Raw genomic sequence first — 25,554 nt, 5'->3', positions numbered from 1 at the left:
ATTGCGCCATGACTGTCCACATCCACCCGTCCGTTGACAACGGCGTCAAACAAGGAAGCGGCCATTTCGCCGGCGGCACGCTGGTCTGCAAATGCCATGACCGGCCGGTCAAGGTCGGAATCACCGGCGACGTCGCGCACAACCACGCGTGCGGCTGCACCAAGTGTTGGAAACCCTCCGGCGCGACGTTCTCGGTCGTCGCCGTGGTGCCGCGGCAGAACGTCACGGTGCTGGAGAACGGCGACAAGCTCAAGATCGTCGATCCCGCCGCCGTCATTCAACGCTATGCCTGCACCGGCTGCGGCACGCACATGTATGGCCGCATCGAAAATACGGGCCACCCGTTCTACGGCCTCGACTTCATTCACCCCGAGCTGTTCCAGGAACAGGGTTCGGCAGCGCCGGGCTTCGCAGCCTTCGTGTCTTCGGTGATCGAGTCGGGGGTGAAGCCGGAGCAGATGGGCGAGATCCGGGCGCGGCTGAAGGAGCTGGGGCTGGAGCCCTATGACTGCCTGTCGCCGGCCCTCATGGATGCGATTGCCACCCACGTGGCGAAAGCAAAGGCGGCCTGATGGCCGCAGCGTACCAAGCGTAACAACTGAAGCGTTCCTTCCTGAAGACTTGGTGCCTCGCCTGCCTTCGTGCCGGCGAGGCATTCTTTCTTTTCGCAGCACCTCTGTTGCGCATCTTGCTTTTGCCCATCCAGCTTTTTGCGCTGCGTTGTACGACGTCGCGGGTCTGCAATACTGCACCCGCACACGGTCGCCGCGAGTTTTAGCAACACACGCGCCTGTGTAGACCGACACCCGTCCCGGTCTGCTATCATGAGCGGCTTTCCAACAACTCTCAATTGAGCCGGCGCGCGCACCAGGGACATGTGGTCCCGCGCGCGTCCACCAGAGATCAGAAATGACGACGATTGATCCGATGGAGCGAGGGCAAAGATGATCAAGCTGAAAATCAATGGACAGGAACAAGCCTGGGATGGCGATCCGAGCCTGTCGCTGCTGTGGTATCTGCGCGACGAGCTCGGCCTGACCGGCTCGAAATATGGCTGCGGCGCGGCGCTGTGCGGTGCCTGCACCGTATTGGTCGACAAGGAGGCTGCGCGCGCCTGCATCACCGCGGTGTCGGATGTCGCGGGCCGTGAGGTCACCACGATCGAAGGCCTGCATCCGACCGGTGACCATCCGGTGCAGAAGGCGTGGCGCCAGGTCAACGTCCCGCAATGCGGCTTCTGCCAGGCCGGGCAGATCATGCAGGCGGCGGCGCTGCTCAACCAGAATCCGAAGCCGTCGCATGATCAGATCAGGGACGCGATGGCCGGCAACATCTGCCGCTGCGGCTGCTATCAGCGCATCGAGAATGCCGTTCATCTCGCCTCGACGGGGGTGTGATCATGACCATCATCGCAAATCCCGCTATCGCCAATCCCGCTATCGCAAAGTCTGCTTCGCGCCGCGGCTTCGAGCGGCATCTCAAGGTCGAGAACGTCTCGCGTCGCGCCATCCTGCAGACGCTGGGCCTCGCCGGCGGTTTCGTGCTTGCCGCACCACTGTTGTCGCGCCCGGCCTTCGCCGCCTATGAGACCGGCGCCGGCAAGATGCCGCACGGCACCGTGGTCGATCCCAAGGTCTTCGTTTCGATCGCGCCCGACGGCATCGTGTCGATCCTCGCCCACCGCTCCGAGATGGGAACGGGCGTTCGCACCAGCCTGCCGTTGATCGTGGCGGAGGAAATGGAAGCCGACTGGTCGCGCGTGCGCGTCGTGCAGGCGCCCGGTGACGAGGTGAAGTTCGGCAACCAGGATACCGACGGCTCGCGCAGCACGCGGCATTATCTGCTGCCGATGCGCCAGATCGGCGCCATGGCGCGCGCGATGCTCGAAGCCGCGGCGGCGAAACGCCTCGGCGTCCCAGCGGGCGAAGTGAAGGCCGTCAACCACGAGGTCGTTCACAGCGCGAGCGGCCGTCGCCTTGGCTTCGGCGAGCTCGCGGCCGATGCCGCCAGCCTGCCGGTGCCTGCGGTCGACACCATCCAGCTGAAGTCGCCGAAGGACTTCCGCTATCTCGGCAAGGGCCAGGTCAGCATCGTCGATCTGCACGACATTACCGTGGGCAAGGCGCGCTACGGCGCCGATGTCCGCCTGCCCGGCATGAAATACGCGGTCATCGCCCGGCCGCCGGTGACCGGCGGCAAGGTCAAGTCGTTCGACCCGGCGGAGGCGCTGAAGGTGCCCGGCGTCGAGCAGGTGATCGAGGTCAAGGGCTGGCCCTGGCCGTCGAAGTTCCAGCCGCTCGGCGGCGTCGCTGTGATCGCGCGCAACACCGGCGCTGCGATCAAGGGCCGCGACGTGCTCAAGGTCGAGTGGGAGGACGGCGCCAATGGGAGCTACGACTCGGTCGCCTATCGCGCCGAGCTCGAAGCTGCCGCGCGCCAGCCGGGCCTCGTGGTGCGCCAGGAAGGTGACGTCGAGGCCGCGCTGAAGTCGGCCGACAAGGTCATCACCGGCGAGTACTACCTGCCGCATTTCGCCCATGCCAGCATGGAGCCGCCAGTCGCGGTCGCCGACGTCAAGGGTGACAAGGCGGAGATCTGGGCGCCGGTGCAGAGCCCCGGCGGCACGCACGAGGACGTCGCCAAGACGCTGCAGATTCCGCCGGAGAACGTGACCGTCAATGTCACGCTGCTCGGCGGCGGGTTCGGGCGCAAATCCAAGTGCGACTTCGCGCTCGAGGCTGCCCTGCTGTCGAAGACGCTGGGTGCGCCGGTGAAGGTGCAGTGGACGCGGGATGACGACCTGCATCACGATTTCCTGCACACGGTGTCGGTGGAGCGCATCGAGGCCGGGCTCGACAAGAGCGGCAAGGTGGTGGCTTGGCGTCACCGCAGCGTCGCGCCGACCATCCTGTCGACCTTCGCGGCCGGCGCCGACCACGCCGCGCCGTTCGAGCTCGGCATGGGTCTCGTCGACATGCCGTTCGAGATCGCCAACATCCAATGCGAAAACCCAGCGGTGAAGGCGATGACGCGCATCGGCTGGTTCCGCTCGGTCTCGAACATCCCACGCGCCTTCGCCGTGCAGTCGATGGTCGGCGAGATCGCGAACGCCACGGGGCGCGATCAGAAGGACACGCTGCTCGATCTGATCGGCAGTCCGCGCGTGCTCAAGCTCACCTCGGTGAAGGATCTCTGGAACTATGGCGAGCCCTATGAGAGCTACCCGATCGACACCGGGCGGTTGCGCCGGGTCGTCGAGTTCGTGGCTGAGAAAGGCAATTGGGGCCGCTCGGTCCCGAAGGGCCACGGCCTCGGCATCGCCGCGCATCGCAGCTTCGTCAGCTACATCGCGACGATCGTGGAGGTCTCGGTCGACGACAAGGGCAAGCTCACGGTCCACCAGGTCGACAGCGCGATCGACTGCGGCACGTTCGTCAACCCCGAACGCATCCAGTCGCAGCTCGAGGGCGCTGCGATCATGGGACTGAGCCTCGCCAAATATGGCGAGATCAGCTTCAAGAACGGCCGGGTGCAGCAGCGCAACTTCGACGACCATCCGGTGGTCCGGATCGACGAGGCGCCGCTGATCACCAACGTGCACATCGTGCCCGCCGATGCCGATACGCCACCGAGCGGCGTCGGTGAGCCCGGCGTGCCGCCGTTCGCACCGGCGCTCGCCAACGCGATCTTTGCCGCCACCGGCAAGCGCCTGCGCGCGCTGCCGATCGGCAATCAGCTCGCGACCTGAGGCGATGAACATGCCATCGGCCGGAGCGATCCGGCCGATGATCGCTCTAGCAGAACAGTGGTGAGTTAGCGGCCGTAGCGCACCGAAGCATAGCGGCCGATCACGGCGCCACGTCCCTGCCCCGGCGCACCGGCCCCGCCGTGGGGCGTGCTGCCGCAATCCTGGCGCAGCAGCTGCGGCGCGGCTTTCACGGAGGCTGGTGGGGCATTCGCCCGGCCTTCGACGAGCTTGGTCACCAGCGCGCGCAGCCGCTGGTGACCGATCTCCAGCTCCTTCAGATGACGCAGGGCAGGACTGCTCAGGCCGCCATAGCGCCGGCGCCAGCGATAGAAGGTGCGCAGCGACACGCCCGCGGTGCTGCAAATTTCGGCAATCGGAACACCCGACTCGGCCTCGCCAAGCAAAACCAGTATCTCGTGCTCGGTGTGCAGGGAACGACGCATGATCAGGGATCCCGGCACGGCCATCAACGCTATTCTCGCATGAATGCCATGAGCTTGGTAGTGGCGCGACGCCTCGGCCTCGCGACGGCACGGCCCATTCGCATGCTGCGGATGTCGCCGGCCGAGCTGCCGCTGCATCGTGGCGGCCAGATCGCTCACGCTCGCCAATTGGCAAAATTGACATGAGATGCCGGAACGACGCAGCCGTGCCGGTGCCGTGAGCAAGGCTGACCAGTTTTTGGCATTGCCCGCTGCGATATCCTGCCTTGAAATCAGTGCTGACCGAGTCCCCCGGAGCCAGCCCATGTCCAAACGCCACGAAATTCCCGCGACCCATGAGAGCATGGTGTGGGGCTATCTCGACAGCACCACGCCGCCGGTGCTCGAGGTCGGCTCCGGCGACACGGTGACGCTGCATTCGTTCCCGGCCGGCGGCAAGGAGACCTTGCCGGAGGATCGGAGCCTCGTTCCGCCCGCCTATCTCACCGCACTCGACACCATGATCCAGGGGCCTGGACCGCATTTCATCACCGGTCCCGTCTACGTGAGGGGCGCGCAGCCCGGCGATACGCTCCAGGTCGACATCCTCGACGTCAAGGTCAGCCAGGACTGGGGCTTCGTCTCGATCCTGCCGCTGCTCGGCACCCTGCCCGACGAGTTCACCGAGTACGAGACCATCCACCCCAAGGTCGATCATGACCGGCAGGTCTGCATCATGCCCTGGGGCACCGAGATCGCGCTCGATCCGTTCTTCGGCATCGTCGCGACCGCGCCGCCGCCGGCGTGGGGGCGGTGCGGCTCGCCGGTGCCGCGCAGTTTTGGCGGCAACATGGACAACAAGGAGCTGCGACCGGGTACGACGCTCTATCTGCCCGTCTTCAACGAGGGCGCGCTGTTCTTCGCCGGCGACGGCCACGGCGTGCAGGGCGACGGCGAGGTCTGCATCACTGCGCTCGAGACCGGCGTCACCGGCACCTTCCGCCTGACGGTGCGCAAGGACATGGACATCACTTGGCCGTTCGCCGAGAACGCCACGCATCTGATGTCGATCGGCCTCGACGAGGATCTCGACGACGCCGCCAAGCAGGCGGTACGCGAGATGGTCAAGCATGTCTGCGCCCGCACCAACCTGTCGCGCAACCAGGCCTACATGCTGTGCTCGCTGGCCGGCAATCTGCGCGTCACCCAGTTGGTCGACGGCAACAAGGGCATCCACATGCTGCTGCCGAAGGCGTATCTGTAGACCCTCCTCTATCGGTTGATGAAGCGGTCGCGCGCGGTCAGCAACACCTGCCCGTTCGGATCGACAGCCTGAAAGGTGACGTCGCCATCCACAGGCTCGGGCATGGTCAGGGTCACGCGCAGCGTCTCCGAGCCATCCGGCTCGACCTCGATCGCATCCGCTGTCGCATGGCCGACGATGGCGAGCGCCGCATCGACGCCGCTGATGCCGAGCCTGAAGCTCTGCATCGCCGACGACTTGTTAAGCAGCTTGACGGTGTAGGCGTTGCGCACCGCGCCGTCGGATAGCCGCACCGCCAGAGGATCGCGATCGTGCTGCACCGACAGCACGGCGGTGGTCTTGGTGACGAACGACACCGCGATGACAGCGGCCAGAGCGACACAGGCGAGCGCGAGCCCAATCGTCTTCGGCCGGACCAGCAGCGAGACACGCGGCTCGCCGACACGGCCACGCTCGATATTGCGCCAGCTCTCGTAGTCGATCAGGCCGCGCGGCCGGTCGAGCTTGGCCATCACGCCGTCGCAGGCGTCGACGCACAGGCCGCAATTGATGCAGGCGAAGCTCGGCCCCTGGCGGATGTCGATCCCGATCGGACAGACCGCAACGCAGGCGCCGCAATCGACGCAGTCGCCGGCGGGCAGCCCCTGCGAGCGCGCCTCGACGGCCTTCTTGGCCGACATCCTGACCTCGCCGCGATAATCGCGGTAGTTGACGGTGAAGGCTTCCGGATCCCAGATCGCGCCCTGCAGCCGCGGCCAGGGACACATGAAGGTGCAGACCTGCTCGCGCGCGAAGCCTGCGAGGCCGTAGGTCGTGCCGGCGAACACCAAGGTCCAGGTCAGCGCCGTCACCGACATCTCGCCATGCAGGACATCGCGCACCAGTTCCGGCGCGTCGGTGAAGTAGAAGATCAAGGTGCCACCGGTGCCGAGCGCGATTGCCATCCACAGCGCGTGCTTGGTGACGATCTGCGCAATACGCTTTGCGGTCAGCGGCGCGCCGATATTCTTCAGCCGCTGCCGGCGGTCGCCTTCGACCAGCCGCTCCACCAGCAGGAACAGGTCGGTCCACACCGTCTGCGGACAGGCGAAGCCGCACCACAGGCGGCCGGCCAGCGCGTTGACCAGGACGAGGATGAACGTCGCCAGCAGCATCGCCGCGGTGATGAGATAGAGATCCTGCGGCCAGATCTCGGCCGGGCCGAGGTAGAGCTTGCCGTGGGCGAAGTCGAGCAGCACCGCCTGACCCGGTGCGTTCGGCCCGCGGTTCCAGCGCACGAACGGCGTGACGTAGTAGACGGCGAGCGTCAGGATCAGGATCAGCCATTTCAGCCGCCGGATCGGCCCCTTGACGCCCTGCGGAACCACCGGGCCGCCCGCGGTCTGCGGCGATCTGCGCGCAGGCGCCTGGGATCGGCTCCGACCCGGCCCCTGCGCCATGCGCCGCGTGTTGGCGTGATCGATCTCGATGGTGATGGCCACGTCTGCCCTCGTTCGCCTGCCTGCTGCAAGCGACGATAGAGGGCGGTGCGCGGCGGCTCTTTGTCGGGCCACAAACTTGCGAACGGCTGGCAGCACCTGTTTGCGCGGGAACAACGATGGAAGGCAGTCGGCACGCGATGAGAGGCGCGGCACCGCGAGTGCCGCGGCGGCAGGTGCACCATCCGGAGGGATGATTGCACCTGCCGCAATTGTGGGGATCGCGTGCAGCAACGCTCGCTGCCGCGTCCCCCGCGCGCGGCAGGGCGATCGCATATGACGACCGGAGTTTTGCGCGCATCTCTCCAGGTCGTCATGGCTGGGCTTCTCCCGGCCATCCACGTCGTCGGCGTTCCTGAGAACGACGTGGATGCCCGGGATGGGCCCGGGCATGACGGAGTAACTAACTGGCAGGATTGCTCGTCCCAGCAGCGTCACACCTTTATATGCGATCGCCCCGCCGCGTGCGGGGAGAGGGGGCGCGCCGCCGCCGCAATGAGCTTCGTCCTGATGAGCATCGCAGAGAAGCTGCACTGGGGGACCACGACGCAACCCGACCTCGCCCTCAAACGATCTTGATCGACATGTCCGGCAGGCCCTCCAGCTTGCACAAGAGCACGTCGCCCTTGACGACCGGGCCGACATTCTCCGGCGTGCCGGAATAGATGATGTCGCCAGCCTTCAGTTCGAACGCCTCCGACAGCTTCGCGATCTGCTCGGCGACGCTCCAGATCATCTTGGTGAGATCGGAGTTCTGCCGGACCGTCCCATTGACGGCCAATGAGATCGCGCCCTTGGTGAAATGGCCGACCTTCGCCACCGGATGGATCGGGCCGAGCACGGCGGCATGATCAAAACTCTTGCCGATCTCCCACGGCTTCTTCTCGGCGGCCATGCCGTTCTGCAGGTCGCGCCGGGTCATGTCGAGGCCAAGCGCGTAGCCATAGACGTGATCGAGCGCCTGTTCGGCCGGGATGTTGGTGCCGCCGGATTTCAGCGCAGCGACGAGTTCGACCTCGTGGTGATAGTTCTTGGTCAGCGACGGATAGGGATGATCGACGACCTCGCCGACGGCGACGTTCTGGATCGCGTCGGTCGGCTTCTGGAAGAAGAACGGCGGCTCGCGGTTCGGATCGGAGCCGCGCTCGATGGCATGCGCCGCATAGTTGCGGCCGATGCAATAGATGCGGCGGACCGGGAATACGCCGGGTTCGCCGACGATCGGAATTGAGATCGCGGGAATGGCGAAGATCGGCTTCGGCCCGGTTTGCGCTTCAGCCGGACGCGCGTCCGTCAGGATCGCGGCGGCGGCGGCGGCGCTGCCGGCGGCGAGAAGATTGCGGCGTGAGGTGTCTGCCATCTGGGTTCCTCCTGGAATCGGCCGTTGCGACCGGCGGCTTGTTTGTCTTTTGCGCGGTTTCGGCGCACTTGACTGATAAGCATATCCAGTATGCCAGCGCCACCATGCGCTCAGCCACTCATGCGCTCACGCGCCGTCGCTCTCGCGGCGCAACACGCGTCCGAGGGGATGCTCGAGACCCTCGCAGAAGACGCGAGGGCGCAGGGAAGGCCGGACCTCGACTGAGGCCCGTGGCCCCCGTGCGGAAAAATTGCACGGGGCAGGAACCACAGGTTCAGCCGGACGACCCGGCCCTCCCTGCGCGATAGTCTTAACGTCTGCTCCGTGCTCTCCTCGGGGACCGGCTTGGTTGCCCCCGTCGTCAGTGTGACACGTCATGTCACGCCAACTTAGCGCCAGCGTCGGGGCGCCAGGACCACACGGCTTGAACGTCCACGAGCTGCCAATCGTCCAGCGCAAAGCACCTGACAAGCTCGCGGCCACCGCTCCCCGCCCCTACGTATCGTGACGACGCGTACGCCCCTCTGCATGGGACGGGATAGCGGGAGGAGAGCATGAATTCCAATAAAGCGAAATAAGAATATTTTCGGGCGACGGTCTGGACAGTGGTGATCGTGCTGAGGGTGCTGCGGAATTTTCGTTTTCGGCGCATGGCAATCGGATCTGTCGAGCGAGCCTCAGCAGCCGATTAAGAGGTGCGATTCGCTCATTGGGCACAGGCCGAGTCGCCCGTCGGGCAGCAACCGCTTGCCAGCGAACGAACGGTTTCTCACAACAACAAGTGCGAACAATTTGTCCCGGCTGTCGCGCCGACAACAGCGCGCTCCCTCTCCCCGTTCTTACGGCTACGAGATTCAGACATCTCTAGAAATTGGAGACGAGCTCCCGCCGCAACGACGGTGCGCTCCCTCTCCCCGTTCTTCACGGGGAGGGGGTTGGGGTGAGGGGCAGACGCACGGGAAGTGTTGGTAGGGGCAAACGCACCGGGAGAGTGCGTGGAGAGACCTGTACCCCCTCACCCGGATTGCATCTTCGATGCAATCCGACCTCTCCCCGCAAGCGGGGCGAGGTACACCGCCATCGCCGCTCGACCTGTGATGAAGTCAAAGAGTGGCTTGCGGGACGCAGACTCAAAGCTCCCCTCACCCGTCCACAATCGCCACCGCTCGCGTCCAGCCCGCCGAGGCACGCTCGATCTTCACAGGGAAGCACGACACCGTGAACCCCGTCGACGGCAATTGCTCCAGATTGTGCAGCTTCTCGAGATGGCAATAGCCGATGTGGCGGCCGGCCTTGTGGCCTTCCCAGATCAAGGCGGCGTCGTGGGTCTCGGCGTATTTCTGCGCGGTGAACACGAACGGCGCGTCCCAGCTCCAGCCGTCGGTACCGGTGAGACGCACGCCACGCTCGAGCAGATACATCGTCGCCTCGTAACCCATGCCGCAGCCGGAATTGACGTAGTTGGCCTGCCCGAAGCGCGCACCGGCCGCGGTGTTGACGACGACGATCTCGAGCGGCGACAGCGTATGATCGATGCGCTTCAATTCGTCCTCGACATCCTTGGCCGTCACCACATAGCCGTCCGCAAAATGGCGGAAGTCGAGCTTCACGCCGGGCTGCAGGCACCATTCCAGCGGCACCTCGTCGATGGTCCAGGCGCGCTCGCCGCGGTTCATGGTGGGGTGGAAGTGCCAGGGCGCATCGAGATGCGTGCCATTGTGGGTCGAGAGATTCACCTGCTCGACCGCCCAGCCCTGCCCGTCCGGCAGATCCTCGGCCTTCAGCCCGTCGAAGAACTGCAGCATGCGCGGCAGCCCCTGCTGGTGATCGATATAGGTGATGGTCGGATGGTTGCCGGGCGGATCGGCGGGCACGTCGTTCTGCAAGGGGACGGAGATGTCGATCAGCTTGCGGGCCATGGGCGGTCCTCTCTCATTGTTGTTGTCGTTGTCGCGTGAGTTGTCGCCGGCCTCAGCTGTCCTGCCGTTCGACCTTGTTCTTCAAGATCCCGATCTTCTCGACCTCGAGCTCGATGACGTCGCCATGCTCGAGATACCAGCCGAGCTCCAGCCCGCAGCCGTTGCCGACGGTGCCGGAGCCGATGAACTCGCCCGGCATCAGGGTCTCGTCCTTGCTGATATAGGCGATCAACTCCTCGAACGGGAACAGCATGCCCTCGCTAGTGCCGCGCGAGCGCACCTCGCCATTGACCCGCGCCTCCATCTTCAGGCGGTAGGGATCGCCGATCTCATCGGGTGTGACGATCCATGGCCCCATGACGTTGCCGCCATCAAAACTCTTGCCCTTGGACGGGCCGAGCCGACCGTCCATCTCGACGCGCTGGGTATCGCGCGCGGAGAAGTCGTTGAAGATGGTGAAGCCGAAGATGTGGTCGCTTGCCTTCGTCGCCGGGATGTCCTTGCCCCTGCCCTTGGTGATGACGCCGAACTCCAGCTCGTAATCCATCACCTTGCTGTAGCGCGGCCATTTCACGGTCGTGTTGGGGCCGCGCACGCTGAAGCGGTTGGTGATGTAGAAGATCGGCACCTTGCGATAGACTTCGGGCAGTTCGCCGAGCGGCTCGGCATCGATGCGCGCGAGTTCATCCGTGTCGCCGCGTTGCCGCGCCGCAAGTTTGCGCTGGCCGCGAGGCGCCTGCAGGATGTGCAGCGGGAACGACATGCCGTCGCGCATCTGTCGCGGCTCGGGTACCGGCGCCAGCAGCTCGGTCGCGGCGACGTCGTAGGACAGACTCTCGTCGCTGCCGTAACGCTCGACCAGTGCGCGCGCGTCGTCCAGCGCAGCCTCGCCGGCATCGATCAGCGACAGCATCGAAACGAAGGCCGGATTGCCCGCGCTGGCGCGTTCAGCGGCCGCGGCCAGGTCAAACAGTCTGGTGTCGCCGCCATGGACCACGCCGATCCGCTCCCCGCCCTCGGTTCGAAATGTCGCAAGTTTCACACCGGCCTCCCCTTGTGTTCTATCTGAAAATATACAAACATAGAAAATATCGATAAACAAGAGGGGGCCGAGACGGGTCCTCCGGCGAGGAGACAACGATGCGTCATCGGCTCAGGAGTGCTGTTGTCGGCTTGGTGCTGACGACGCTCGCACTCGCATCCGCCACGGCACGCGCCGAGAAGATCCAGATCGGCTGTACCGCGACCTCCGACTGCGCCTCGGCCATGGTTGCGGTCGACGAGGGCATCTTCAAGAAGCACGGGCTCGATGCCGAGATGGTGCTGATCGGGATCAACTCGAACATCCCCGCCGCCATCCTCTCCAACTCGATCCAGATCGGCGGCCCGACCTCCACCGTGTTCCTGCAGGCGGCCGACGGCGGCCTCGACCTCGTCGCGGTCTCCGGCGCCTCGATCATGAACAAAACCTCGAACGATGCCATCGCCGCCTTCGTTCGCAACGGCATCACCATCAACGGCCCGCAGGACTTCAAGGGCAAGAAGGTCGGCGCCCCCGGCATCGGCGCGTTCCTGCAGGTGCTGTTCGTGAAATGGCTGGTCGAGAAGGGCGTCGATCCGAAGAGCGTCAACTTCGTCGAGGTGACGTTCCCGACCATGGCCGACACCATCAAGTCGGGCGGCGTCGATGCGGTGCTGACGGCCGAGCCGTTCGTGATGCGCATGACCAATGCCAACCTCGGCACCGTCGGCGCCCGCTACGCCGCCGAGCTCGCCCGCACCGAGCCGATCATCTTCTACGCGGCATCGCGCGAATGGGCGGAGAAGAACCCGGAGACCGTGAAGAAATTCCGCGCGGCGATCGCCGAGGCCGCGCCGATCGTCAACAACGACCGGGAGAAGGCCTCGGCCGCAATCGCAAAATTCACCAAGCAGCCGCTGGAACTGGTCAAGCTCACGACGCCCAACTCCGCCGAACCGGTGCTCAAGCCCGAGCAACTCGCGTGGTGGGTCGACGTGATGTCGGCCCAGAAGATGCTACAGAGCAAGCTCGATCTCAAGAAGCTGATCCTCGACTGATGACCGCGTCGACCCCGATCCTGCAGACCGAGCCGGCAAGCGGCGACACACTGAGCGAGCGCGCCGCCGCTTTGATCGAGCGCGACATCGTCGCAGGGGTGCTCGCCCCAGGCTCGCGGCTCGGCATCGTCGAGCTCGCCAAGCGCTATGAGATCGGGCCGACGCCGGTGCGCGAAGGGCTGTCGCGGCTGGTGTCGCGCGGCCTGATCGTCAGCATCGGCCAGCGCGGCTTTCGCGTGGCCGAGGTCAGCCGCGATGATCTCGTCGACATCACGCGATTGCGCACCGTGGTGGAGAAGGAGGCGCTGCGGCTCGCAATGCTGAACGGCAGCGACCAATGGGAGGCCGGCATCATCGCCGCGCTGCATCAGATGCGCCGCTACATCCAGCGCATGCAAACCGAATTCCGCGAAGGCGCCCCGGAGTTCGATCAGTTGCACAAGGCGTTTCACACCGCGCTGCTTGGCGCGTGCGGATCGCGTCGCCTGCTCGCGGCGCATTCCGATCTCTACGACCAGGCCTATCGCTATCGCCGCGTCATGATGCGCAGCTTCGATGACAGCAGCGGTTTCATCCGGGAACATGAGGCGCTCGCCGACCTCGTGCTCGCGCGTGACGCAACAGCGGCGCAGTCGCGGCTCGCGGCGCATCTGCGCTCGACGGTCGACATCGTCTATCCCGAGCCGAAGGGAGCCTGAGATGGCAGAGCCTGCCCTTGCCCTGGTGCGATCATCTCCTTCGCCTGCTCGGGCGCAGATCGCGTTCGACAATGTCTCGCTGGTGCTCGGCGGCAAGGCGATCATCGACACGATCAGCCTGGACGTCGCCCCGGGCGAGATCCTGTGCGTGGTCGGCGCCTCCGGCTGCGGCAAGACCACGGCGCTGCGGCTCGCCGCCGGCCTCTATCAGCCGACCGGCGGCACCGTGCGTTTCGAGGGCGAGGCGATGCGCGCGCCGCGGCGCGAGATCGCGGTCGTGTTTCAGGACTACGGCAAGGCGCTGCTGCCGTGGCGCACAGCGGCCGGCAACGTGTCGCTGGCGCTGGAGACCATCGGCATGCCCTCGGCGCAGCGTGAGGCGCGCATCGCCGAGCTGCTGGCCAAGGTCGGCCTCGCCGGCCATGCGGCGAAATATCCAACGGAGATGTCCGGCGGCATGCAGCAGCGGCTGCAGATCGCGCGCTGCCTCGCGCAGGATCCGAAGGTGCTGCTGATGGACGAGCCGTTCGGTGCGCTCGACGCGATGACGCGGCAAGCCCTGCAGGACGAGATGCTGGCGCTGGTCGCCTCCACCGGCGCCACCGTCGTGTTCGTCACGCATGATCTGGAGGAAGCGATCTATCTCGGGGACCGCGTGGTCGGCCTGCTGCCGCATCCCGGCCGCATCGGCCTCACGATGACCATCGACCTGCCGCGGCCGCGCGACCAATTGGCAACCCGCGAGCATCCGGAATTCCTGCGGCTGCGGCGCGCGCTGTTCGACTTCATCGAGGCAAGCGAATGACGATGCCGGAGCGCATCAAGCCCGTGCTGCTGCCGCTCACGGCGCTGCTCGCGTTCGAGGCCTGGATGCGGCTCGCCGGCGTGCAGAGCGACTCCCTTGCGCCGCCAAGCGCGATCGTGCTCGCGCTGATGGGGGCGCTGACCGACGGCTCGCTGCTCGTGGCAACGCGCGACACGCTCGCCTCGGCGTTCGCCGGCTTCGCGCTCGGCGGCGCCATCGGTCTGGTGCTCGGCATCGCACTCGGCCTGTCGCACATCTTCAATCGACTGATGGAGGTGACGATCGAGGCCATCAGGCCGATCCCCTCGGTGGCGCTGCTGCCGATCGCGCTGATCGCGCTCGGCTTCGGCTATCGCATGGAGATCGCGATCGTTGGCTTTGCCTGCGTCTGGCCGGTGCTGATCGTGACGCGCGCCGCCGTCGGCAGTATCGAGCCGCGGCTGATCGAGGTGGCTCGCGTGCTGCGGCTGACGCAGCTCGATCGTATCAGGAAGATCGTCATCCCAGCCGCGCTGCCCCGTATATTTCTCGCGTTCCGCCTCGCCGCCGGCATTGCGCTGATCGTCGCCGTTACGGTCGAAATCGCCATCAATCCGCTCGGCCTCGGCGCCGGCATCATGACCGCGCAGCAGGCGCTGCGGCCGGACCTGATGCTCGCTTATCTCGTCTGGATCGGCGTGACCGGGTTTGCGCTCAACACCGCGTTGATGGCTGCGCAGCGGAGCTTGTTCGGACGCGCGGCGGTGATGGGAGAGCAGGCATGAGATGGTCTGCGATCGCCTGGCGCGTCGCCAGCTTCGTGGTCGCAGCCGGCGAGATCGCGCTGTGGCAGTTCGCGGCCGATCAGCGCCTGATATCGCCGGTGTTCCTGCCCGGCCCCGATCGCGCCTGGGCCTCGCTGCTGCGCGGCTTCACGAGCGGCGATCTGCTGACCAAGCTCACGGGCACGCTGACGCACATGGCCTATGGCTGGCTGCTCGCCTCGGTCGCCGGCATCGCGCTCGGCGCGATGATCGGTTCGTCCAGGGCGATGCGCATCTACGTCGCGCCGACGCTGGAGCTGCTGCGGCCGCTGCCGGTGTCCGCCATCATTCCGGTCGCCATCGCCTTTCTCGGACTGAGCCAGGGCATGGCGCTGTTCGTGATCGCGTTCGGCTCGCTATGGCCGCTGCTGCTCGGGACCATCCACGGCTTCGCTGCGGTCGAGCCGCGGCTCTATGAGGTGGCGCGGGTGCTGCACATGTCGCGGCTCGCGGTGATCTTCAAGATCGCGCTGCCCTCGGCGGCACCCGACATCCTTGCCGGCATGCGGCTCAGCCTGACGGTCGCGCTGATCCTCGCCGTCGTCTGCGAGATGCTGGCCGGCCTCGATGGCCTCGGCCAATGGGTGCTGTTGTCGGCGCGCGCATTCCGCTCCGCCGATCTGTTCGCCGGCGTGATGCTGCTCGGCGTGATCGGCTACGTCACCGCGCTCACCATGGGTGCAGCCGAGAGCCACCTGCTGCGCTGGCAGGCGGCGCGGCGGTGACTGAGCTCAGCGCGCGAGACCGGCGACGCGGCCGAGCGCGACGGCGGTGAGCAGGCCATTGCCGGAGAGATAGCCCGAGGCATCGGCGCCGGAGACGCCGCAGGCAGCGCCGCCGGCCGCGAACAGATTGTCGATCGCGCGGCCGTCGTTGCGCAACACACGCGCGCGATCATCGATGACGAGGCCGCCCTGGGTGTGGAACAGCGCGCCGGTGACCTTCACGGCGCGATAGGGCGGCGTGAGCTGCGGCACGCCGGCGAAGCTGCGGCCGAAGCGATCGACGCGCTGCTGTGCCTTGGCCTCGCTCACCTCATCATATGTCGCTGCGAGCGCATCGGCCGGCACCCGCATGACGGCTGCAAGGCCCGCGACATCGTCGGCTTCGAGCACCGCGCCATGCGCGACGGCACTACGAAAATCCTCGAACTGCGCCGCAATGCCGGCGATGCGCGCATCGAAGATGGTCCAGGCGATGCCGTCCGGCTGCGCCAGCACGTGGGCCGCCTGCTCGGAATAGCCCGACGCCTCGTTGGAGAAGCGGTGCCCCATCGCATTCACCTGAAAGCCGCCTTCGGTGATCGAAGCCCAGCTGATGAGAATGCGCGCCGGATGCGCCACCGAGCCGTGGCCCTGATGGCCGCCGAGATGACGCGTCGCGGCGCCGAGCTGTTCACCCCAGGTCAGAGCATCACCCTGGTTACCGGCATGGCCGAAATAAGTCGCACCGGCCATCTCGGGGATATGCCGGGCGACCAGCGCCGGATTGCCGCCATAACCGCTGCAGGCGAGGATGAGACGGCGACAGCCGATCTCGTCGCTGCTGCCATCGGGCCTCGTGAACCGCACGCCGACGATGCGTTGCGTGCGATCGAGCAGCAGCGTCGTCGCATGCGCGTTGCAGAGAATGTCGATACCGGCGCTCTCGGCGGCGCTGCGCAGCCGGTCGATCAACTCGCGCCCCGCGCGGCTCGGCAGGCCGTGCATGCGATAGCGCGAATGACCGGGATAGCTGAAATTGTCGACCAGCGAGAACGGCAGCTGATGGCGATCAGCGAGCCATTCGAGCGTCGGGCCGATCGTGCCCGTGACAAGCTTGACCATCGCCGCATCCGGCTCATCATGCGCCTTGTGCATGATGTCCGCCGCGAAGCGCGCCGGATTGTCGTCGATGCCGAGCGCCGCCTGCCAGCGCGTGCCGGCTGCCGGTATCAAGCCGGCAGACAGCGCCGTCGAGCCCTGCGGCACGGCATCGCGCTCCAGCACCAGCCCGCTCTCGCCGTTCTCGCTCGCCGATAGCGCCGCGACGAGCCCCGCCGCGCCGGCGCCGATGATCAGGCAATCGACCGCGAGCTCGGGCGTGCGATCAATGATTTCGATCGCACTCATGTGCCCTCCTCATCGCGCCTGCGGCCGTCCTTCGAGACGCTCGCCTTCGGCGAGCACCACAGGACGAGGACTCTGGTTGCGGCGATACTATCCCCCTCATGGTGAGGAGCGCCGTCTTCGGCGCGTTCAGGCGATGCTCTCGCATCGCCTTGAGAACCATGACGCCCCGCAGGTGGCCGTACTCGGCGACTTGCCTCATACCGCGGCAAGCTCCTTCATCACCTCCGCAATTGAAGCGACGCGGCACACCGGCTTGAGCGCCGCGATCGCCGTGGCATGCGTCTCCGCGGTGAACGCGGCGCAGCCGTCCTCCAGCACGACGGTCTCGAAGTCGCGGATATGCGCATCGCGCACCGTCGACGCCACGCCGCCATTGGTGACGATCCCTGCGACGTAGAGCTTCTCGATGCCGCATTTGCGCAGCACCCATTCGAGCCGCGTCATGTAGAACGCCGAATAGGCGATCTTCTCGATCGTGACGTCGGCCGGCTGCAGCATGTCGACCAGCTGATGGCCCCAGGCGCCGGGCAGGAAGTCGCCCTTGGCGAGGAATGGCCGCAGCTGCTTCAGGTGCGGCGAGATCATCGGCTCGCCGCCCTTGCCCGGCACCAAGGTGAACTGCGTCGAGATCACGAAGCCGCCCCTGGCGCGCATCAGGTCGGCGAACGGCTTGAGCCGCGGGGGCAACGCTGCGATGTCGGCCGCCGTCTGGCCGGCACGGCCGTATGCGCCCTTGGGATCAAGGAAGTCGTTCTGGAGATCGACGATCAGCAGCGCGCTCTGCGCTGCCGGGATTTTGTGATCGCTCATATCAGCTCCACGATGACGTTGCCGAACTTGTCCACCCGCGCGTTGAAGCCAGGTGCGATCACGGTCGTCGCATCCGGCTGCTCCAGGATCGCAGGGCCCGCGATCTCGCTGCCGACGGGAAGATCGAGACGGGCGTAGATCGCCGTGTCCCACCACCTGCCGTCGAACCAGACGTCACGACTGCCGAGCTTGGCTTTGGCCAGATCGGCGGTCGCGTCCGGCGCGAGCGTCGCAAGGTCGAAGCGCGGGCGCACGCCGATCGCCGCCGTGCGCAAATTGACGATCTTGATCGGCACGCCCGGCAACAGCCGGCTGAAGCTCTTCTGGTAGGCCGTCTCGAACGCCCTGCGCACGTCATCGATCGTGAGCGCGATCGCACCATCACGGATCTCGGCCGGCAAAGTCGCGCGGATGGTGTGGGTCTGGCCGACATAGTGCATGTCGAGTTCGAACAAGGTGTCGACGCGCTCGATGGCGAGCCGCGCATCCTTGACCACGCCTTGCGCATGCTCGGCTTCGGACAGCATCCAGCGCATCAGCGCCGCGATGTCGAGGCCGTCGACGAACATGTTGAGCGTCTGCACCTGGTCGTGGCGGATGTCGGCGATGACGCAGCCGAGCGCCGAGGTGACGCCGGGATAGCGCGGCACCAGCGCCGCCTTGAGCCCGACATCCTTGATCAGCGCCGAGACGTGCAGCGCGCCGCCGCCGCCGAACGGCACCGCCGCGAAACGCGCCGGATCATGGCCGCGCTCGATCGACATCAGCCGGATGGCGCCGGCCATCTTGCTGTCGGCGATGCGCACGATCGCTTCCGCCGCCTCCATCACGCCGAGCCGAAGCGGTTCGCCGACATGCTTGGCGATGGCGCGCTTGGCAGCCTCGACATCGAGGGCCTTCAGCTTGCCGCCGATCGGCCTGCCAGCATTGATGCGGCCGAGCACGACATTGGCATCGGTCAGCGTCGGCCGCTCGTTGCCGCCGCCATAGCAGACCGGACCGGGACGCGAGCCCGCGCTCTCCGGGCCGACCTGCAGCAGGCCGCCGGCATCGACATGGGCGATCGAGCCGCCACCGGCGCCGATGGTGGTGATCTCGATCATCGGCGTGCGCACGACGAGGCCGAAATCGATTGTAGTCTGCGCCGCCAGCGACGTCGCGCCGTCAACCACCAGCGACACGTCGAACGAGGTGCCGCCGAGGTCGCCGGTGATGACGTTGGGGAAGCCCGCTGCTTTCGCAATCTCCGCCGCGGCGATCACGCCGGCCGCAGGCCCCGATAGCGCGGTGCGGATCGGGAAGCGCCGTGCCGCGTCGGTGGACATCACGCCGCCATTGGACTGCACGATGTGGAAGCGGCCGTCGAACGCCTCGCCCGCCAGCGCGTTCTGCAGCTTCTGCAGATAGGAGCCGACCACCGGCTGCAGATAGGCGTTCAGCGCCGTCGTCGAGGTCCGCTCGAACTCGCGTATTTCAGGCAGGATCTGGCTGGAGCAGGCAACGTTGTCGTTCGGCCAGATCGACTGCACCGCTTCGAGCGCGCGCCGCTCATTGTCGGGATTGGCGAAAGCGTTGACGAACACGATGGCGAGCGCCTGCGCGCCTTTGGCCAGCAACTCCTGCGCGGTCGCTCTGACCTGTGCGACATCGACGGCGGTGCGGATGGTGCCGTCGGAGAGCACACGCTCGTCGACCTCGGCGCGCATGTCACGCTCGACCACGGGCACGAAGTCGCCCCACAGGCCCCAGGTGTTGCGGCGGTCGCGGCGGCGCATCTCCAGCACGTCGCGAAAACCCCGCGTGGTGATCAGGCCGATGCGCGCGCCCTTGCGCTCCAGGAGTGCGTTGGTGCCAACGGTGGTGCCGTGCACGATCGAGGTGAGATGCGACACCGCCCCGAAACCTTGCAGTCCTTCGAGGAAGCCTGTCGCTTCGTCGCCGCGGTTCGACGGCACCTTGTTGGTGCGGAAGGTCCGCTTCGCCTCGTCGAAATAGAACAGATCGGTGAAGGTGCCGCCGACATCGACGCCGACGATGGTGCCGAGCCTGCTCATGCCGCACCTCCTGCGCGCAAGCTGCGCGTCGCGGCTTCATCGACCGCGCCGTCAGCCGCCACTGCGACTTTGTAGACCTCGCGCGCCTTTGCCGGCGAGACGAAACCGAGCGCGACGTCATGCGCGACAGCGGCGACGGGCCGCGCCTCCGGCGGACCCCAGCCGCCGCCTCCGGGTGTCTCCAGCCGCACGCGCTTGCCTGCCTTCAGATGCAGATCGGTGATCTTGGAAACCATCGGCGGGCTCGCTTCGCCATCATCGGTCTGCCAAGTAAAGCGATTGAGCGCCGCACTGCCGCCACCGGCGACGCCGAACGGCGCCGCCTTGCCGCGCTCGCCGAGCAGCGCGACGTCGGCATCGGCCAGCAGTTCGACCTCGTAGACCGCACCAACGCCGCCGCGATGCGTGCCCGCGCCAGCGGAATCCGGGCGCAACGCCCATTGCGTGAACATGACGGGATAGGCTGCTTCGAGAATTTCCACGGGCGGGATGGTCGCGGTCGAGATCGGGTTGTTGGCGTGGTTGAGGCCGTCGGTCGCGGGATTGCCGCCGAGGCCGCCGCCGAAGAACGAGAACATCACGAAACGGCTGTTGTCCTGGCGGTGTCCCGCAATCGACAGCGCGTTGATGGTGCCGAACGGCGCCGCCGTCGCGCGCGATGGGTCGGCCTTAGCGAGCGCGCCGAGCACGACGCCGATCAGGCGCAGGATGGTCTCGGTATAGCCCGCGACGGGCTTCGGCGGCCCGGCCGCCAGCAGCGAGCCGTCGACGATCTTGAACGAGATGGGCCTGAGGCAACCGGCATTGGCCGGCACCTCCGTGAATACGTGCTTGAGCGCGACGTAGCAGGCGGCGATCGTGGTCGAGCGCGAGATGTTGATCGGACCCTTGCAGGCGCCGGACGAACGGGTGAAATCGAGCGTCAGCGTATCGCCAGTGATGGTGACGTCGAGCGCAACCGTCAGCGGTTCGTCGACGATGCCGTCATTGTCGAGCACGTCCTCGAACGAATAGGTGCCGTTTGGCAGCGACGCGATCGCTGCGCGCATCAGGGTTTCGGCGCGATCCGAGAACGCCTCGAACGCATCGGAGACGGTCTTGTCGCCGTAGTCGTCGAGCAGCGCGCGCAGGCGGCCTTCGCCGAGATCGAGCGCGTTGAGCTGGCCATTGAGGTCGCCCCAGTTCGACATCGGCACGCGCGAATTCGCTTCGAGGATGCCGATGATGTCGTGGTTCATGCGCCCCGCCGCGATCAGCTTCACCGGCGGAATCCGCATGCCTTCCTGAAAACTCTCGACCGCTTTCGGATTGTAGCCGCCGGCGACATTGCCGCCGATGTCCAGCCAATGGCCGACCGAGGCGATCCAGCAGAACACCCGGCCATCGCGGAACACAGGCCGCACCAGACGGAAGTCGTTGAGATGCGTGCCGCCGTCATAGGGATCGTTGAAGATGAAGGTGTCGCCCTCCGTGAGCCCGCCATCCTTCGCGACCTTGGCGATGACGGCGCGAACGGCGAAGGCCATCGCGCCGACGAAGATCGGCAGGCCGCCCTGCCCCTGCACCAGGGTGTCGCCGGTGGTCGAATGGTAGATGCCGTGGCAGGCATCGCGCGCTTCGGCAATGGTCGGATTGAACGCCGAGCGATACAGCGTCGCGTCCATCTCGTCGGCGATTTGCTCCAGCCGGCCCTTCAGCACCGCGAGCGTGATCGGATCCAGAGTCGTCATGCCTGCGCCTCCGCGTCGGTGGGTGCATAGCGCGCACCGTTGGCCAGGATGTCGGCGGTGCCGAGCATCGCATTGAGGCCGTTGAAATCGAGCATGCGGTCGGCGAACGGCTTGGTCGAGCCGGCTTGCGCCAGCGACTGATAGTAGGCGCGCGCGGCAAAGGCGAGCGCGCGGACGATGCCGCCGGGGAAGATCACGAGCTTGAAGCCGAGCGTGCCGAGCTCGGCCGCGGCATGGATCGGCGTCGAGCCGCCCTCGACCATGTTGGCGAGCAGCGGCCGCTTCGACGCCAGCCGTCCGGCGATCACAGACAACTGCTCGCTGCTCTTCGGCGCCTCGACGAACAGCACGTCGGCGCCGGCCTCGGCATAGCGCTCGGCACGTTCGATCGCCGCCTCCATGCCCTCGATCGCCAGCGCATCCGTGCGCGCGACGATCAGCGTGTCGGCCGACAGCCGCGCATCGAGTGCGGCCTTGATCTTGCCGACCATCTCGCCGGCACTGATCACGGTCTTGTCGGTGAGATGGCCGCAGCGCTTCGGCGTGGTCTGGTCCTCGAGCTGGATGGCGGAAGCGCCCATGCGCTCGAAAAGGCGCACCGTCCGCTGTACGTTCAGCGCATTGCCGAAGCCGGTGTCGGCGTCGACCACGAGCGGCACGTCGACGCGGTCGCGGATCATTGCGATGGTGTCGGCGACCTCCATCATCGAGACCAGGCCGATGTCGGGACGGCCGAGCTTGGTATACGCGATGCCGGCGCCGGTCAGATACAGCGCCTTGAAGCCGGCCTCGGCGGCGATGCTCGCCGTCAGCGCGTCATAGACGCCGGGCGCGATCGTCGGCTCGGCTAGTGCCAGAGTGGATCTCAGGCTCATTGTCGTTTCCTTGTTTGTCTCAACTATTCGCTGAAGCGCCGGGTCTCACAGACCGAGATAGGCGCGCTTCAGCTCGGCATTGGATTTCAGTTCGGAGGCCTGGCCGGAGAGCGTGATGATGCCGTTCTCCATGATGTAGGCGCGCCCAGCCAATTCGAGCGACTGCACGACGTTCTGCTCGACCAGCATGATGGCAAGGCCTGACGCTGCGAGCCGCGCGATCAGCGCGAACATCTCCTCCACCATCAGCGGCGACAGGCCGAGCGACGGCTCGTCGAGGATCAAGAGCTTCGGCTCACCCATCAGGCCGCGGCCGATCGCCAGCATCTGCTGCTCGCCGCCGGACAGCGTGCCGGCATATTGCCGCGCGCGCTGCTTCAGCTTCGGGAACGTCGCATAGATCTGCTCGATGCGTTCGGCGCGCCCGCGCCGCGGCCGGCAATAGGCGCCGAGCTCAAGATTTTCGCGCACCGACAGGTTGGGGAAGATCTTGCGCCCCTCCGGCACATGGATCAGGCCGGCTGTCACGATGTCAGGCGCGGTCGCATGCTCCAGCGCCGCGCCATTGAATCGAATGGTGCCGACAGTCGCCGGCACCACGCCCGAGAGCACCTTGTTCAACGTCGTCTTGCCGACGCCATTGGAGCCGAGCACGGCGACGACCTCGCCCGCGCTGACGTCGAGGCTGACACCGCGCAGCACTTCCGTTCCGCCATAGCCGGCGCGGAGATCGCGGATCTCAAGCATGGGCCTGCTCCGCGCGTAGCCGCTCGGCAGCGCCATGGCCGAGATAGGCCTCGATGACCTGCGGATCTTCGCACACGGCCTTGGGCTCGCCCTCGGCGATCATGCGTCCCTGCGAGAGCACATAGACCTTGTCGCAGAGATTCATCACCGCCTGCATGATGTGCTCGATCATCAGGATGGTGACGCCCTGGTCGCGGATGTCGCGCACCAGCGGCAGCACGTCGCGGATCTCCGAAGGGTTGAGACCGGCGAGCACCTCGTCGAGCAGCAGCAGCTTCGGCCCGGTCGCGAGCGCACGCGCGACCTCGAGACGCTTGCGGCCGGCGACGGTGAGATCGGACGACGCCTTGGTCAGGTCAGCGCCGAGACCGACGCGCTTGGCAACATCAGCGGCCTGACGCAGCGCCTCATTGGCGTCGGGCGTATGCAGATAGGCGCCGACGGCGATGTTCTCCTGCACGTTCAGGCCTTCGAACGGCTGCACGATCTGAAAGGTGCGCGCGATGCCCGCGCGCGCCCGCACATGCGGCGCCAGCTGCGTGATGTCGCGGCCGTCATAGCTGACGCTGCCGCCATCGGGCTGCAGGAAGCCTGCAACCATCGCGAACAGCGTGGTCTTGCCGGCGCCGTTCGGGCCGATCAGGCCGGTGATCGAGCCTTTCGTGACCGACAGCGATGCCTGGTCGACGGCGACGAGGCCGGAGAAGCGCTTGGTGAGGGACTTGACCTCGAGCATCACGCTTCCTTCGCTTTCGACGGCGCGCGCAGGCCGAGGCTCTTCATCAGCATCACCAGCCCGTTCGGCGAGAACGCCACCGACAGCACGAGGATGACGCCGAACACCATGAGGTCCATGCCGGGTATGCCGTGGGACACCCCTTTGGTCAGCTCGCCCAGGCTGAGTAGAACGATCGCGCCGATCAGCGGACCGAGCACCGTGCCGGAGCCGCCCACGATGGCCGCGAACAGCGCTTCGATCGAGATCCACGACCCGAACGCCACATTGGCGTCGATGAACAGGTAGTTCTGCGCGTACAGGCAGCCGGCGGCGGTCGTGAGCGCGCCTGAGATCGCGATTGCCTTCATCTTGACCGCGAACACGTCGACGCCGAGGGCCTGCGCCGCTTGCTCGTTCTCACGCAGCGCGACGAGATAAGCGCCGAAGCGCGAATGCTCCAGCCACCAGCTGACGACGAGGCCGATCGCGACGAAGCCGATGGTGATCAGCAGGAAGTAGCGGCGGTCGGAAAACTGCAGATAGGGCAGCCCGGTCTGCAGCTTGATCAGGATGCCGGCGGCGCCGCCCGTAAAATTCCAGCTATTGGCAATGATGCGCGCGACCTCGGCAAAGGCCAGCGTGATCAGCGCGAAATACGAGCCTTTGAGGCCGGAGCGGAAGCTGAGGAAGCCGATGAAGGCGCCGACCAGCGCGCCCAAGGCGATGCCGATCACCAGCGCGATCCAGGCATTGACACCGAAGCGGGTCTGCAGCACGGCCATCGCGTAGGCGCCGGCGCCGAAGAAGGCGGCGTGGCCGAACGACGACAGGCCGGCATAGCCACCGAGAATGTTCCAGCCCTGCGCCGCCAAAGCGATGATCATCATCAAGATCATCAGGTTCAGCAGCGCGCCGGACAGGCCGGCGAACGGGATCACGGCCAGTGCCGCAACGATGATGGCGAGCGTCGTGAGGCGCGGCTTGGTCATGCGCGCGCTCCGAACAGGCCGGTGGGGCGCACCAGCAACGTGACGATGAAGATCAGGAAGATTCCGATCTGGCCAAGGCTGTCGCCGAGGAACAGGCTGGACGCCGCTTCGACGACGCCGATCAGGAGGCCGCCGATCAGCGCGCCGGGGATCGAGCCCATGCCGCCGAGCACAACGATGGTGAAGGCGACCAGCACGAACGCCGCGCCGGTCTTCGGGCTGACATAGAAGGACGGCATCAGCAGGCCCGCAGCCACCGCGAGGCAGGCGCAGCCGATCGCGAAGGTCATGGCGTAGACATGCGGCACGCTGATGCCGACCAGGCTGGCGCCGAGCTTCTCTTTCGCCACCGCGCGGATCGCCTTGCCGATGTCGGTCTGGTGCAACACCAGCCACAGCAGCAGCGTGGTCGCGATGGTGACGCCGAAGCCGACGACGCGCGGGAACGACAGCAGCAGCGGGCCGAGCTCGACGACGCGGAACGAGTAATCCGTGGTGATGGTGCGGGTGTCGGACTGGAACGCCGCGAGCAGCGCATTCTCGATGATGATCGACAGACCCAGGGTGACCAGCAGGATGCCATTGTCCTTGCCGTGGCTGGCAGGGCCGATGATGAAGCGCTGCAAGGCATAGCCGAGCGCGAACATGGCAGGTGCGACGAACAGGATCGCCAGATAGGGATCGAGCCCGAAGCGCGCGCAGGCGAGCCACACCATGAACATCGCCACCGTCAGCAGCGCGCCGTGGGCGAAATTCACGATGTGCAGCACGCCGTAGATCAAGGTCAGGCCAAGCGCGATCAAGGCATAGATCGCACCCAGCATCAGCCCGTTCAACAGCGCCTCCACGACGATCTGGGGCGAGTACATCGCATCCTCTGGTTCAGCAGACGCCGTGGGCGATCTACTTGGTACGCGACTCTTCTGCCGCTTGGTCGTTGTAGC

Annotated in this window: 23 protein-coding genes; 9 read left to right on the top strand and 14 right to left on the bottom strand. The window is 66.3% G+C overall.

Annotated features, from left to right (window positions below; all coding sequences use genetic code 11):
• The first annotated feature begins 8 nt into the window (after positions 1-8).
• The 3 genes from gfa (at position 9) to S58_RS10890 (ending at position 3,748) form a co-directional block, all read left to right on the top strand.
• On the top strand, positions 9-572 hold the full coding sequence (gfa, locus tag S58_RS10900; protein WP_015665352.1) for an S-(hydroxymethyl)glutathione synthase: 564 nt from the start codon (positions 9-11) through the stop codon (positions 570-572).
• A gap of 372 nt (positions 573-944) precedes the next feature.
• Positions 945-1,397, top strand: a complete 453-nt coding sequence (locus tag S58_RS10895) for a (2Fe-2S)-binding protein (protein ID WP_015665351.1) — start codon at positions 945-947, stop codon at positions 1,395-1,397.
• A gap of 2 nt (positions 1,398-1,399) precedes the next feature.
• A complete protein-coding gene (locus S58_RS10890) occupies positions 1,400-3,748 on the top strand; it encodes a xanthine dehydrogenase family protein molybdopterin-binding subunit (RefSeq protein ID WP_015665350.1) in 2,349 nt (782 codons plus the stop codon).
• Positions 3,749-3,813: 65 nt separating this feature from the next.
• Here the strand turns inward: S58_RS10890 and S58_RS37465 are convergent, their stop codons facing one another.
• Positions 3,814-4,497 carry a transposase gene (locus tag S58_RS37465; protein WP_160167593.1) on the bottom strand — a complete coding sequence of 228 codons (684 nt, stop codon included), beginning with the start codon at positions 4,495-4,497 and terminating at the stop codon, positions 3,814-3,816.
• Between S58_RS37465 and S58_RS10880 the strand changes: the two genes are divergently transcribed.
• Complete coding sequence (locus S58_RS10880; RefSeq protein WP_015665348.1) at positions 4,496-5,434, top strand: acetamidase/formamidase family protein; 939 nt, start codon at positions 4,496-4,498, stop codon at positions 5,432-5,434. The genes S58_RS37465 and S58_RS10880 overlap by 2 nt on opposite strands.
• 8 nt (positions 5,435-5,442) lie before the next feature.
• Here S58_RS10880 and ccoG read toward each other — a convergent pair whose 3' ends face one another.
• The 4 genes from ccoG to S58_RS10855 form a co-directional block, all read right to left on the bottom strand.
• The gene (ccoG, locus tag S58_RS10875; protein WP_015665347.1) at positions 5,443-6,915 is read right to left on the bottom strand and encodes a cytochrome c oxidase accessory protein CcoG; all 1,473 of its coding nucleotides are present in this window, start codon (positions 6,913-6,915) and stop codon (positions 5,443-5,445) included.
• Positions 6,916-7,477: 562 nt separating this feature from the next.
• The gene (locus S58_RS10865) at positions 7,478-8,272 is read right to left on the bottom strand and encodes a fumarylacetoacetate hydrolase family protein (protein ID WP_015665345.1); all 795 of its coding nucleotides are present in this window, start codon (positions 8,270-8,272) and stop codon (positions 7,478-7,480) included.
• A gap of 1,142 nt (positions 8,273-9,414) precedes the next feature.
• Entirely contained in the window at positions 9,415-10,191 is a 777-nt protein-coding gene (locus tag S58_RS10860; RefSeq protein WP_015665344.1) for a cyclase family protein, read from the bottom strand.
• 52 nt (positions 10,192-10,243) lie between these two features.
• On the bottom strand, positions 10,244-11,233 hold the full coding sequence (locus tag S58_RS10855; protein ID WP_015665343.1) for a fumarylacetoacetate hydrolase family protein: 990 nt from the start codon (positions 11,231-11,233) through the stop codon (positions 10,244-10,246).
• 98 nt (positions 11,234-11,331) lie between these two features.
• Between S58_RS10855 and S58_RS10850 the strand changes: the two genes are divergently transcribed.
• Genes S58_RS10850 through S58_RS10830 form a run of 5 tightly spaced genes read left to right on the top strand, consistent with a single transcriptional unit; the run spans position 11,332 to position 15,301 of the window.
• Positions 11,332-12,270, top strand: a complete 939-nt coding sequence (locus S58_RS10850; RefSeq protein WP_015665342.1) for an ABC transporter substrate-binding protein — start codon at positions 11,332-11,334, stop codon at positions 12,268-12,270.
• Entirely contained in the window at positions 12,270-12,968 is a 699-nt protein-coding gene (locus tag S58_RS10845) for a GntR family transcriptional regulator (RefSeq protein ID WP_015665341.1), read from the top strand. Before S58_RS10850 ends, S58_RS10845 begins: the two co-directional genes overlap by 1 nt.
• 1 nt (position 12,969) lies before the next feature.
• Complete coding sequence (locus S58_RS10840) at positions 12,970-13,773, top strand: ABC transporter ATP-binding protein (protein WP_015665340.1); 804 nt, start codon at positions 12,970-12,972, stop codon at positions 13,771-13,773.
• Positions 13,770-14,537, top strand: coding sequence for an ABC transporter permease (locus tag S58_RS10835; protein WP_015665339.1), 768 nt, complete (start codon positions 13,770-13,772; stop codon positions 14,535-14,537). Before S58_RS10840 ends, S58_RS10835 begins: the two co-directional genes overlap by 4 nt.
• Positions 14,534-15,301, top strand: coding sequence for an ABC transporter permease (locus tag S58_RS10830; RefSeq protein WP_015665338.1), 768 nt, complete (start codon positions 14,534-14,536; stop codon positions 15,299-15,301). The genes S58_RS10835 and S58_RS10830 overlap by 4 nt, the downstream gene beginning before the upstream one ends.
• Positions 15,302-15,307: 6 nt before the next feature.
• On the opposite strand, the gene S58_RS10825 is transcribed toward S58_RS10830, so the two are convergent.
• The 9 genes from S58_RS10825 to S58_RS10785 form a co-directional block, all read right to left on the bottom strand.
• On the bottom strand, positions 15,308-16,687 hold the full coding sequence (locus tag S58_RS10825; protein ID WP_015665337.1) for an FAD-dependent oxidoreductase: 1,380 nt from the start codon (positions 16,685-16,687) through the stop codon (positions 15,308-15,310).
• Positions 16,688-16,882: 195 nt separating this feature from the next.
• On the bottom strand, positions 16,883-17,497 hold the full coding sequence (locus tag S58_RS10820; RefSeq protein ID WP_015665336.1) for a cysteine hydrolase: 615 nt from the start codon (positions 17,495-17,497) through the stop codon (positions 16,883-16,885).
• Positions 17,494-19,551, bottom strand: coding sequence for a hydantoinase/oxoprolinase family protein (locus S58_RS10815; RefSeq protein ID WP_015665335.1), 2,058 nt, complete (start codon positions 19,549-19,551; stop codon positions 17,494-17,496). Before S58_RS10815 ends, S58_RS10820 begins: the two co-directional genes overlap by 4 nt.
• On the bottom strand, positions 19,548-21,281 hold the full coding sequence (locus S58_RS10810; RefSeq protein ID WP_015665334.1) for a hydantoinase B/oxoprolinase family protein: 1,734 nt from the start codon (positions 21,279-21,281) through the stop codon (positions 19,548-19,550). The genes S58_RS10815 and S58_RS10810 overlap by 4 nt, the downstream gene beginning before the upstream one ends.
• A complete protein-coding gene (locus S58_RS10805; protein ID WP_015665333.1) occupies positions 21,278-22,156 on the bottom strand; it encodes an isocitrate lyase/PEP mutase family protein in 879 nt (292 codons plus the stop codon). Before S58_RS10805 ends, S58_RS10810 begins: the two co-directional genes overlap by 4 nt.
• A gap of 45 nt (positions 22,157-22,201) precedes the next feature.
• Positions 22,202-22,903, bottom strand: a complete 702-nt coding sequence (locus tag S58_RS10800; RefSeq protein ID WP_015665332.1) for an ABC transporter ATP-binding protein — start codon at positions 22,901-22,903, stop codon at positions 22,202-22,204.
• Complete coding sequence (locus S58_RS10795; protein ID WP_015665331.1) at positions 22,896-23,639, bottom strand: ABC transporter ATP-binding protein; 744 nt, start codon at positions 23,637-23,639, stop codon at positions 22,896-22,898. Before S58_RS10795 ends, S58_RS10800 begins: the two co-directional genes overlap by 8 nt.
• Positions 23,639-24,610, bottom strand: a complete 972-nt coding sequence (locus S58_RS10790; protein ID WP_015665330.1) for a branched-chain amino acid ABC transporter permease — start codon at positions 24,608-24,610, stop codon at positions 23,639-23,641. Before S58_RS10790 ends, S58_RS10795 begins: the two co-directional genes overlap by 1 nt.
• The gene (locus S58_RS10785) at positions 24,607-25,479 is read right to left on the bottom strand and encodes a branched-chain amino acid ABC transporter permease (RefSeq protein ID WP_015665329.1); all 873 of its coding nucleotides are present in this window, start codon (positions 25,477-25,479) and stop codon (positions 24,607-24,609) included. The genes S58_RS10790 and S58_RS10785 overlap by 4 nt, the downstream gene beginning before the upstream one ends.
• Positions 25,480-25,554 lie beyond the last annotated feature (75 nt).

Source organism: Bradyrhizobium oligotrophicum S58, assembly GCF_000344805.1.
Taxonomy (GTDB): domain Bacteria; phylum Pseudomonadota; class Alphaproteobacteria; order Rhizobiales; family Xanthobacteraceae; genus Bradyrhizobium; species Bradyrhizobium oligotrophicum.
Note: the sequence above shows the minus strand (reverse complement) of the source record. Positions and strands in the feature narration are given on the sequence as shown.

Bases quoted from the DNA above. Each gene is read 5' to 3' on its own strand.
- gfa (WP_015665352.1), top strand. From the start codon at position 9: ATGACTGTCCACATCCACCCGTCCGTTGACAACGGCGTCAAACAAGGA.
- S58_RS10895 (WP_015665351.1), top strand. From the start codon at position 945: ATGATCAAGCTGAAAATCAATGGACAGGAACAAGCCTGGGATGGCGAT.
- S58_RS10890 (WP_015665350.1), top strand. From the start codon at position 1,400: ATGACCATCATCGCAAATCCCGCTATCGCCAATCCCGCTATCGCAAAG.
- S58_RS10880 (WP_015665348.1), top strand. From the start codon at position 4,496: ATGTCCAAACGCCACGAAATTCCCGCGACCCATGAGAGCATGGTGTGG.
- S58_RS37465 (WP_160167593.1), bottom strand. From the start codon at position 4,497: ATGGGCTGGCTCCGGGGGACTCGGTCAGCACTGATTTCAAGGCAGGAT.
- S58_RS10865 (WP_015665345.1), bottom strand. From the start codon at position 8,272: ATGGCAGACACCTCACGCCGCAATCTTCTCGCCGCCGGCAGCGCCGCC.
- S58_RS10860 (WP_015665344.1), bottom strand. From the start codon at position 10,191: ATGGCCCGCAAGCTGATCGACATCTCCGTCCCCTTGCAGAACGACGTG.
- S58_RS10850 (WP_015665342.1), top strand. From the start codon at position 11,332: ATGCGTCATCGGCTCAGGAGTGCTGTTGTCGGCTTGGTGCTGACGACG.
- S58_RS10845 (WP_015665341.1), top strand. From the start codon at position 12,270: ATGACCGCGTCGACCCCGATCCTGCAGACCGAGCCGGCAAGCGGCGAC.
- S58_RS10840 (WP_015665340.1), top strand. From the start codon at position 12,970: ATGGCAGAGCCTGCCCTTGCCCTGGTGCGATCATCTCCTTCGCCTGCT.
- S58_RS10835 (WP_015665339.1), top strand. From the start codon at position 13,770: ATGACGATGCCGGAGCGCATCAAGCCCGTGCTGCTGCCGCTCACGGCG.
- S58_RS10830 (WP_015665338.1), top strand. From the start codon at position 14,534: ATGAGATGGTCTGCGATCGCCTGGCGCGTCGCCAGCTTCGTGGTCGCA.
- S58_RS10825 (WP_015665337.1), bottom strand. From the start codon at position 16,687: ATGAGTGCGATCGAAATCATTGATCGCACGCCCGAGCTCGCGGTCGAT.
- S58_RS10820 (WP_015665336.1), bottom strand. From the start codon at position 17,497: ATGAGCGATCACAAAATCCCGGCAGCGCAGAGCGCGCTGCTGATCGTC.
- S58_RS10815 (WP_015665335.1), bottom strand. From the start codon at position 19,551: ATGAGCAGGCTCGGCACCATCGTCGGCGTCGATGTCGGCGGCACCTTC.
- S58_RS10810 (WP_015665334.1), bottom strand. From the start codon at position 21,281: ATGACGACTCTGGATCCGATCACGCTCGCGGTGCTGAAGGGCCGGCTG.
- S58_RS10805 (WP_015665333.1), bottom strand. From the start codon at position 22,156: ATGAGCCTGAGATCCACTCTGGCACTAGCCGAGCCGACGATCGCGCCC.
- S58_RS10800 (WP_015665332.1), bottom strand. From the start codon at position 22,903: ATGCTTGAGATCCGCGATCTCCGCGCCGGCTATGGCGGAACGGAAGTG.
- S58_RS10795 (WP_015665331.1), bottom strand. From the start codon at position 23,639: ATGCTCGAGGTCAAGTCCCTCACCAAGCGCTTCTCCGGCCTCGTCGCC.
- S58_RS10790 (WP_015665330.1), bottom strand. From the start codon at position 24,610: ATGACCAAGCCGCGCCTCACGACGCTCGCCATCATCGTTGCGGCACTG.
- S58_RS10785 (WP_015665329.1), bottom strand. From the start codon at position 25,479: ATGTACTCGCCCCAGATCGTCGTGGAGGCGCTGTTGAACGGGCTGATG.